General features: G+C 36.2%; 8 protein-coding genes. 1 reads left to right on the plus strand and 7 read right to left on the minus strand.

Annotated features, from left to right (window positions below; all coding sequences use genetic code 11):
- Positions 1 to 9: 9 nt before the first annotated feature.
- The 6 genes from uxaC to V7112_RS21195 all read right to left on the minus strand — a co-directional run bounded on the left by uxaC (position 10) and on the right by V7112_RS21195 (position 7,082).
- Positions 10 to 1,410, minus strand: a complete 1,401-nt coding sequence (gene uxaC, locus V7112_RS21170; protein ID WP_335423499.1) for a glucuronate isomerase — start codon at positions 1,408 to 1,410, stop codon at positions 10 to 12.
- A gap of 109 nt (positions 1,411 to 1,519) precedes the next feature.
- Positions 1,520 to 2,266 carry a response regulator transcription factor gene (locus V7112_RS21175; RefSeq protein WP_335423501.1) on the minus strand — a complete coding sequence of 249 codons (747 nt, stop codon included), beginning with the start codon at positions 2,264 to 2,266 and terminating at the stop codon, positions 1,520 to 1,522.
- Positions 2,241 to 4,091 (minus strand): sensor histidine kinase, encoded by a 1,851-nt coding sequence (locus tag V7112_RS21180; protein WP_335423503.1) that lies wholly within the window; start codon positions 4,089 to 4,091, stop codon positions 2,241 to 2,243. The genes V7112_RS21175 and V7112_RS21180 overlap by 26 nt, the downstream gene beginning before the upstream one ends.
- A gap of 117 nt (positions 4,092 to 4,208) precedes the next feature.
- Positions 4,209 to 5,231, minus strand: coding sequence for a TRAP transporter substrate-binding protein (locus V7112_RS21185; RefSeq protein WP_335423504.1), 1,023 nt, complete (start codon positions 5,229 to 5,231; stop codon positions 4,209 to 4,211).
- Positions 5,232 to 5,288: 57 nt separating this feature from the next.
- Positions 5,289 to 6,584 (minus strand): TRAP transporter large permease, encoded by a 1,296-nt coding sequence (locus V7112_RS21190; protein WP_335423506.1) that lies wholly within the window; start codon positions 6,582 to 6,584, stop codon positions 5,289 to 5,291.
- Positions 6,585 to 7,082, minus strand: coding sequence for a TRAP transporter small permease (locus V7112_RS21195; RefSeq protein WP_335423509.1), 498 nt, complete (start codon positions 7,080 to 7,082; stop codon positions 6,585 to 6,587). It abuts the gene before it with no gap.
- A gap of 248 nt (positions 7,083 to 7,330) precedes the next feature.
- Between V7112_RS21195 and V7112_RS21200 the strand changes: the two genes are divergently transcribed.
- Complete coding sequence (locus V7112_RS21200) at positions 7,331 to 8,677, plus strand: hypothetical protein (RefSeq protein ID WP_335423510.1); 1,347 nt, start codon at positions 7,331 to 7,333, stop codon at positions 8,675 to 8,677.
- Between the two features lie 323 nt (positions 8,678 to 9,000).
- Here the strand turns inward: V7112_RS21200 and V7112_RS21205 are convergent, their stop codons facing one another.
- The gene (locus V7112_RS21205; RefSeq protein WP_335423515.1) at positions 9,001 to 9,267 is read right to left on the minus strand and encodes a hypothetical protein; all 267 of its coding nucleotides are present in this window, start codon (positions 9,265 to 9,267) and stop codon (positions 9,001 to 9,003) included.
- Positions 9,268 to 9,450 lie beyond the last annotated feature (183 nt).

A 9,450-nucleotide genomic window follows, 5' to 3' on the forward strand; every position in this document is an offset into this window, starting at 1 on the left:
TTGTACCTATTAAAATTCAAAGTATTCTTTTGCATTTTGGTAGCAGATTCCTTTAACAACATCTCCTAGTAAATCCATGTCGTTTGGAACTTCACCGTTTTCAACCCATTCTCCGATTAGGTTACATACTAGACGTCGGAAATACTCATGTCTTGTATAAGATAGGAAGCTTCTAGAGTCAGTTAGCATACCGATGAATCGGCTGAATAAGCCAAGGTTTGCTAATGCTTTCATTTGCTCAAGCATACCTTCTTTTTGATCGTTGAACCACCAAGCAGTTCCGAATTGCATTTTACCAGGTTTACCCCCACCTTGGAAGTTACCGATTGTTGTGCCAAGGATGTAGTTGTCGTTTGGATTTAATGAATACAAAATTGTTTTTGGTAATGCATCTTCCGTAGCAAGTGCATCAAGTAATTGGTTTAATGGACGAGCTAATTCACCATCATTAATGCTGTCATAACCAGTATCTGGTCCTAGCTTTCCAACCATTCTTGTGTTGTTGTTACGCAATGCGTGAATATGTAATTGCATAGCCCAATCACGCTTTGCATATTCTTTTCCTAAGAAAACTAACGTATAGGATTTATACTTTGTCTCTTCTTCGACAGAAACCTTTTCACCCTTGATTCCTTTTTCAAATGCTGCTGCAGCTTCTTCTTTCGTTGTGTGCTCATACATCATTGTATTAAGCGCGTGGTCAGATACTCGTCCACCAAGTGAATGGAAGAACTCAATTCGGTTTTCTAACGCTTTTAAGAGATCATCATAGCTAGAAATCTCAATCCCTGAAACCTCACTTAACTTTTTCAACCAGTCAACAAATGTGTCTTGGTTGATTTCTAGACCTTTGTCAGGACGGAAGCTTGGTAATACTTTCACATCGAAGCTCGCATCTTCAGCAATAAGCTTGTGATACTCTAAAGAATCAGTTGGATCGTCAGTTGTACAAACGACTTCTACATTTGATTTTTTAATTAAATCTCTTGCTCCGAAGCCTTCACCAGTAAGCTTATTGTTTACTTTTTCCCAGATAGCAGGAGCTGTCTTTTCGTTTAAAAGCTCATGAACATCAAAGAAGCGTTGAAGCTCAAGGTGAGTCCAGTTGAATAATGGGTTTCCAATTGTCATTGGAACTGTTTTTGCCCAAGCAACAAACTTATCATAATCCGATGCATTACCTGTAATATATTCTTCTTCAATCCCATTTGCTCTAAGTGCTCTCCACTTGTAGTGGTCACCATATAGCCATGCTTCAGTAATGTTTTTGAAGGTTTTGTTTTCATAAATTTCCTGTGGACTTAAATGGCAGTGATAGTCAATAATTGGCATATCTTTTGCAAAATTATTGTACAAAGCAACTGCAGTGTCATTTGATAATAAAAATGTTTCATCCATAAATTTTTTCATACTTCAATTTACACTCCTGTCTTATCATTTTGCTTTCGTTTTGTATAAATAAAAGAATTAGTATACTTCCTTTACAAATAGAGTTTACCACACATTCCGCTTTATCATGTTATTTATTTAAAACTGTGTTATTTTTTCTAAAATCAGACGGAGAAAGTCCCGTTATTTTCTTAAAGTTATTGCTGAAGTAAGCCACATCTGCATACCCAAGTCTATCTGCAATTTCAGACATTCTTAAGGTTGTGTGGGCCAATAGCTTTTTGCCCTCTTGTATTTTGATCTCGGTCACGTAATCGACAAATTTTTGATTCAATTGTTGCTTGAACAATTGGCTTAGATAGCTTGGATTCATGTGAACATGATTTGCAGCATCCTTTAAGTTCAACTGGTTTAATGGTGTTTTCGAAATATACTCTAATACCTTTTCAATTGACGAGGCGGGAAGATTTTGTTCAAATACATCGTTTTCTTTATTTTCAATGGTGGTGCTTTTTTCCAGCCATTTTACTAGGCATGCCCTTAATTCTTCCTCATCGATTGGCTTTAATAGGTAATCAATTACCCCGCTTCTCATCGCTTGCTGTATAAATTGGAATTCGTCATGAACGCTTATGACGATAACATCAACTGTCTTATTCAGACTATCTAGTTCTTTCACAAATTGGATGCCATCCATAACCGGCATTCGAACATCAGTCAGGATTAAGTCTATTTCATTTTCTTTTACCCAATCCAGTGCTTCAAGCCCATTGCCGCATTCGTGAACGACTTTTAAAGGTAGATTTAATTGATTAATTGTCCATATTAATGCCTTGCGTACCCATCTCTCATCATCCACGAGTAAAATCGTTTTCATTTGACTCCACATCCTTATTTTCAATGAGAGGTAATGTGATACTTACTTCTGTACCGCTCCCTTTTTCACTTACAATTGATACTCCATATTGATCACCAAACAGATACCGGATTCTTTGATGGACATTCATAATCCCGATATGCTGCCCGTCTAAGATAATTGAACTTTGCAATAATTTTTGGTTTAATTTCTCTAAAACTTCCTCATCTATGCCTTTTCCATTATCAATTATTCGAATCATATAGTTGCTTTTCGAGGATAATTCTGCCTTTATGAAAATATTTATTTTTTCACAAGTTGTTCCAAAAGCATGGACAAAGCAATTTTCAAGGATTGGTTGTAGTGAGAATTTCACAACCTTTTGATCCATTACCCAATCAGGAATATCAAAAGAAAAAGTAAATCGTTCCTCAAAACGATACTTCTGAATCTGCAAATATAGCTCGGCAACTCTTTTTTCTTCTCTAAAACTAACAATTGGTGAATTATTTCTTAAATTATATCGTAGCAGTTTTCCTAGTGAGTAAGAAATACTTGCAATTTCCACTTTCCCCTCTTCAAGGGCCATCCCTCTAATCGTTTCAAGAGAATTATGCAAAAAATGCGGATTAATTTGTGACTGGAGAACCTTTAATTCGGTCTCCTTTTTATTAAGAGACAGCTCTGCTTCCTTTAGCTTCGAAACATAAACTTCCTCCAATAGATTAGAAAGTTTTTCAACTGTATTATTAAAACCACGTGTTAATTGACCAATTTCATCACTTGATTCTACTTCTACTCTACCGCTTAAGTTCCCTACTTCGACCTCTTTCATATAACGCTGGAGTCGTCTGATCGGCCGAACGATTCTCCTTGTAAAAACAGTACCCCAAACATAAGCAAAAATAAGCGAGATAACGATTGTCCATGTAATCACGGTTCGAATTTGTTCGATAGGGCCCCTTAAATCCTGGTATGGAACGGCTGTAAAAAATCTCCATCCTAGATTTGATGATCGGGAGTAGGAAACGAATTCCTTTTGTTCGTTATCCATAATTAAGGAACCGCTTTCTTCCTCACCCAATTTTAATAGCTGCTTGTATTCAACCTTTGTACCGTGTTTTTTTGAATCTGGATGATACACATAATGCCCTTTATTATCGAGAATGAAAAAATACCCATTTTCACTCAATGTGACCATACTTGAAATTTCTCGAATTCTCCGGAAATTGATATCGATTACAAGAGTGCCTGCAGGCTTAAACGTATTTGGATTGAACAGACGTCTTACAAGAGATATAACAGGTTCCTCTTTTTCCTTTATTTTTAACGTCCTACTGACTAACATGACCATCCCATTCTTAGGTAGGGAAGAATACCAATATTCTTCTTCTATTTTTGACGCTGGGTAATAATTACGCTGCCCTAATGTGTCAATGACAAGCCCATTATCCAGTATGGCCGTAATGTTTGAGATGTCAGGTCTTGAATACGCTGCATTTTTCAAAACGTTTCTAGCTGAATCTGTAACTTCTTGATCGTAAATCGTTTGATTCGTTCTCAGTATGGCGTTAAAGTCTGGCGAGTTAATAATTTTCAAACTCGTAATTTCAAAATCCTGTTCATAATATTCGATATGTGACTCTACCTGCTCCATAATTTGTCTACTAGATTGCTTGAACTCCTCTTCCAATTGGACGGAAGATGTTCTATAGGAGATTAACCCGACAGCTAGAACTGGAAAAACCACCAGAATACTAGAAAAAACAAATAGCTTTGTCATGATTGATTTATTTTTCAATAAGATATAACGCTCAATAAATCCTGTGATATTTTTTCCTAGCATTCTCATAATGTCCTTTCTTAAAGTCTAGTTGTCATCCTATCTATCATCATAATGAAAAAAGCCCGCCTAGTAAATAGAGTATATTTCTAGGCAGGACGTCTTTTATAGATCAATCAATTATTTTGCTGCTTCTACTGCTTTAGCAATTTCTGGGTACGTTTTTTCGAATTCTTCGATGATAGATGAAACAGCCTCTTTCCAAGGAGTTACATCTTTAACTTCTGTAATTGTTACACCAGCATCTTTGATTTTTTGTAAAGATTTCTTTTCATAGTCAGCCCATGCTTGTCTTTGTGTTTCTACTGAATCAATAGCCGCTTGTTTGATGATTTCTTGATCCTTTTCAGAAAGCTTGTCCCAAGCAGTTTTACTCATTAATAATACTTCTGGAATACGAGTATGACCATCCATAATAATGTGTTTTGCTTCTTGGAAATGGTTGGATGAGTCAAAGCTTGGTAAATTGTTTTCAGCTCCATCAATGATTCCCGTTTGTAGAGCAGAGAAAACTTCTCCATATGGCATTGGTGTTGCACTTGCACCTAGTGCTTCCATTAATTTAATATTCATTTCACTTTGTTGAACACGAATCTTTAATCCATCTAAGTCGTCAATGCTTGCCAAAGGCTCCGTAGAGTAGAAGTTACGAGAACCTGAATCATAGTAAGCAAGACCTTGCATTTTTGCTTCTTGTAGACCTTCTAATAATGATGTTCCAGTTTCACCATTTAAGAAGTTCCATAAATGCTCATCGTTATCGAATAAGTAAGGAACAGAGAATACAGATAAATCATCGTTAAATTCTGCTAGTGGACTTGCATTTGTTCTAGCAAAGTCGATTGCACCTAGTTGAACTTGCTCAAGTACTGATTTTTCATCTCCAAGCTGTCCGGATGGAAATACTTCAATTGTAATTCGACCGTCTGTTCTTTCACTTACTAAATCAGCAAATTTTTGGTCCCCAATGACTGTTGGATAATCGACTGGGTGGTTATCTGCTAAACGTAATGTAAGTTTAGCTTCTTCTTTTTTAGAACCATCATCAGATGATCCAGCTTTATCTTGTCCGCCACATGCTGCAAGTACAGATGTTGCTAAAAGCGTAGTTGCGATAAGACCGAAAAACTTTTTGCTTTTCATTCTGTCTTCCCCCTAAAAGTATGTTTTGATTTTTTTATAATTACACCTAGCATTAGGTTAGCTGGCTAATAGATTTGGAAGCCACATTACAACCCCAGGTACATAGGTGATAATTAATAGAACGATAAGTAATGCGTAGAAGAATGGCAGCATTGCCTTTGTACCCTGTGCAATCGAAACTTTACCTATGGCACATCCTACGAATAAAACGGTTCCAACAGGTGGCGTTAATAATCCAATACCTGCATTCAAGATTAGAATAATACCGAATTGTACCGGATCCATACCAAAGCTTGTTACTACTGGTAAAAGGATTGGTGTCATGATTAAAATCATTGGTGCCATATCCATTGGCGCACCTAGTAAAAGTAAGATAATGTTAATGATTAATAGAATGATAATCGGGTTATCCGAAATACCTAGTAATAAATCTGTTACCGCAGCCGGTATTTTTAGGAAAGCTAATAACCAACCAAATGCTGCAGAAGCGGCAATCAAGAAGAATACCATGGATACTGTTTTGAGTGTTCTCTTTAGAATTGGCCAAATCGTTTTAAATGGAGCATCACGATAAATACCAAATGCTAGAATGAAAGAATATAAACAAGCTAACGCACCAGACTCAGTAGCGGTAAAGATTCCACTCATAATCCCACCTAAAATAATGACTGCTGGGCTTAAAGAAAGAATCCCGTGAAGAAGAATACCACCAATTTGATTTCTAGGTACTGGATCTGCTTTTTGATATCCACGCTTTACTGCAATGATATAACCTGTGATACATAATGCAGTTAGCATGATAACTCCAGGGACAATACCTGCCATAAATAAGCTGGCAATCGATACGCCTCCTGCTGCCAATGAATATAAGACTAAGTTATGACTCGGTGGAACAACTACCCCTTGGATAGCAGACGCAATGGTAACACCTACGGCATAGTCAGCCTCATAGCCTTTCTTTTTCATCATCGGAATCATAACAGACCCTACCGATGAAACGTCTGCTACAGCAGAACCAGAGATATTTCCAAAGAATAGTGAGGCTACGCTATTTACCATAGCAAGTCCTCCTCGTATTCTACCAACCATTAATGTTGCGAGGTTAACAATCCTGGTGGCTAATCCGCCAGCACTCATGATTTGTCCTGTTAAGATAAAAAATGGAATGGCCAGTAAGGAGAAGGAATTTATCCCTTGCACCATCTGTTGCCCAATAACCGGTAATGGTATATCTAAATAAATGACTGTTAGCAATGATGAAATAACGAGTGTGAGTGCGATTGGAAATCTAAACAAGATTAATAGAACGAAACTCGACACTAAAATAATAATTGCGATCGTGCTGCTTGCCACCTACATTCCCTCCTCCAATTCTTGATATCTTGCTGTATCTACATTGAATAGATGCAATAGTGAGTATATACATATCATGAATCCAGTAACTGGCATTGTTAGATACGTAATACTACTTGGTAGTTTTGTTGCTGGAAGAGTTGAGTCCATCATCAGAACCGTAAATTGCCATCCTTGAACAACAAGATAAATTCCGAAAGCGAAAACACTTAGATTGATAATGTAATCTAATACTTTGTTAAACCCTTTTGGAAATAAATTAGTGAAGGAATCAATACCCAAATGAACGTATTCGCGAAAACCAATCGCAATCCCCATAAAAGCAAACCAACCTAATAATAATAGCGTAATTTCTTCCGACCAAAAGAATACGAAGTTAAAGAAATATCTAGTGGCAACCTGCATCGTAACAATAGCTACAAGACACACCAGTGTGATAAGCGTAAACTTTTCGAAAACGTTGTCAATTAATGAATATAATTTTTTCAACAGATTCATGTGTCCCCCCCCTTTTTTAAAGAAAGCGTTTTCTCATCTCAAATATTACTTTTCCCGGAATATTTTTGAAATGTTATTTTTTTAGAGAAATTTGTGTTTTTTTTAGGTGCAGAAAAAAGAGCATATAAATATGCGGTTTTTTGAATATGAGAGATGGATGAGGTTTTTTTATTTTTCACACAATCATTTCTTTGACTGCTATAATGTGAATATTCATTGAAACGGAAAAGATACGTAGGAGAGGTCATATGTTATTTTTATACAGCTTATTATTTATATCTTACTTTATTAATCTACTCATTAAAGTTGAATGGCTTTCCTATTCGATTGGGGTCTTAGCGATGGTTGCATGGTTTGTATCCATTAAAGGATCATCTAAACTATTTAGCACCATCAGTGTTATTTTTGTCGGGATTGGTGTCTTCGTCTTTTTCTTTGAGGGAAGGGCTTTTACCGAGCTGCCATTGTATATGACATCGATGATCCCGCTTTTAGCTATCTTTTATGTACTTCCTTTTATTAATTCCATTATCATTGTCGGCCGTTATGACCAACAGGTTAGTAAACTATTAAAGGTCCGCATCCAACATCTGGGACAATTATACGGAAGAACATCCATCGTCACCTTTTTATTAGGTGGGTTTCTAAATCTTGCAACTCTTCCTCTTGTAAAGGCCGTTATTGAAAAAAATGTGTTGCAGTTTAGTGAAAAACTAAGAAATAAATTTATCGCTCAAGCGATGCTTAGGGGATATGTACTTAGTATTATTATCTCCCCTATGGAGTTACTGGTGATTTTAACAATCGAATATACACATATTCCTTATTTTCGTATTTTACCATGGCTAATTGGATTTACTATCATCTTACTTTTGTTAAATTGGCTAATTGGACATTTTTCATATAAGAAAAATAAGCTTGTGGAAGAAGATGCGCCTATGCCCTCTTCAAGTACTAAGCATCTGATGAAACAAAAGGTATTTTCTTTAGTGTTCTACTTAATTTTGTTTATGATTGTGATTGTCAGTGTGAATAATCTTTTAAATATTGGCTTTCTACAAACCATTGCAATCGTGATTATTCCTTTTTCGTTTATTTGGGCAATTTTGATTAAACGTTTAAAATCCTATGTGACATACGCTGTTCCGTTATGGAAAACGCGTACGATTGGTTTAAAAAGTAATATGGTTCTCTTTTTAGGGGTTGGATTTTTCACAAGTAATTTAGGTGATTCAGGTTTTATAGATTACTTACAGGAGCCTTTTACAAGGTTAAGCCACTATCCGATCTTTTTATTTTTGTTTATTCAGGTTTTATTCCTTGTCCTGGCACTTACCGGGTTTCATCCTTTGGTTACGTTAAGTATTTTAACAGCGATTTTAGAACCAATTTTGTTGATTGTAAATCCATTATCTTTGAGTCTAGTTTTAATTACATCGGCTTTATCGACAACGATTGCAGGACCATTTAATGTTTCTGTTTCGATAACTGGAGATTTACTCCATGAGAATTCATATAAGGTATCGTTATGGAATATGGGCTTTGCCTTTTTATTTAGTGGAGTCGGTACGATTATGGCACTATTCTTTCTTTAATATGGACTAAGAAAAGCGCAAGCGCCTTGCTCAGACCCGACAAGCACAAGACGAGCGCTGACAGAAGGCGTTATTTGCCTTCCGAAGCGATTGGCTTGTGACCTCGAGGGGCTAGGCGCTGGAGCTAGACAACAAAAAAACTCGCCACGGCAAACGGGGTCTGTTTTGAGTACAAAACTCGGAAAAGTAAGCTAAATAGCAGATAAATTAACAATAAGAAACACCGCGAATTGCGGTGTTTCTTATTGTGGTCTAAATTGAAATACTAATTCAACTAATGCACCCGTTCGTTATAGATAAGACTTACACAATAATTGCATAAGTCATAATTTCTTACGTTTTCGTTCTAAAAATATAGGTGCTATATTTAGCAAGATAGAAACAATTGTCAAAAACCAAAATGCCCTTGCCATACCAGGTATTACATCCGATAAAGCCGCCCAATCTTCCACTTTTACCCACCGATTTAGATTACTGTAATCTGCACAAATTGTTAATGCTGTAAATGATAATGCCATCGCCATAGCAAGCTTATAATCCTTTCCTGCTACATACAAAGAAAGATTTATAACAGTTACTAATATTGCAATAACCCCTTATATTAACCACATAACTTATACCCCCATTTATTTTTATTTATGTCGTGTAATACTAATGTGCATCTTCTCAATTTTTTGCATTACTTTTCTATTTGACATTAATACTTAAAATCTTATTTTATAGTAAATGCTCTTCCTTTTGTGATATCTTATTGAACTAGTCGAGTAGAAGGG

Origin of the sequence: Bacillus sp. JJ1566 (genome assembly GCF_036962685.1) — a bacterium.
Classification (GTDB): domain Bacteria; phylum Bacillota; class Bacilli; order Bacillales; family Bacillaceae_L; genus Ferdinandcohnia.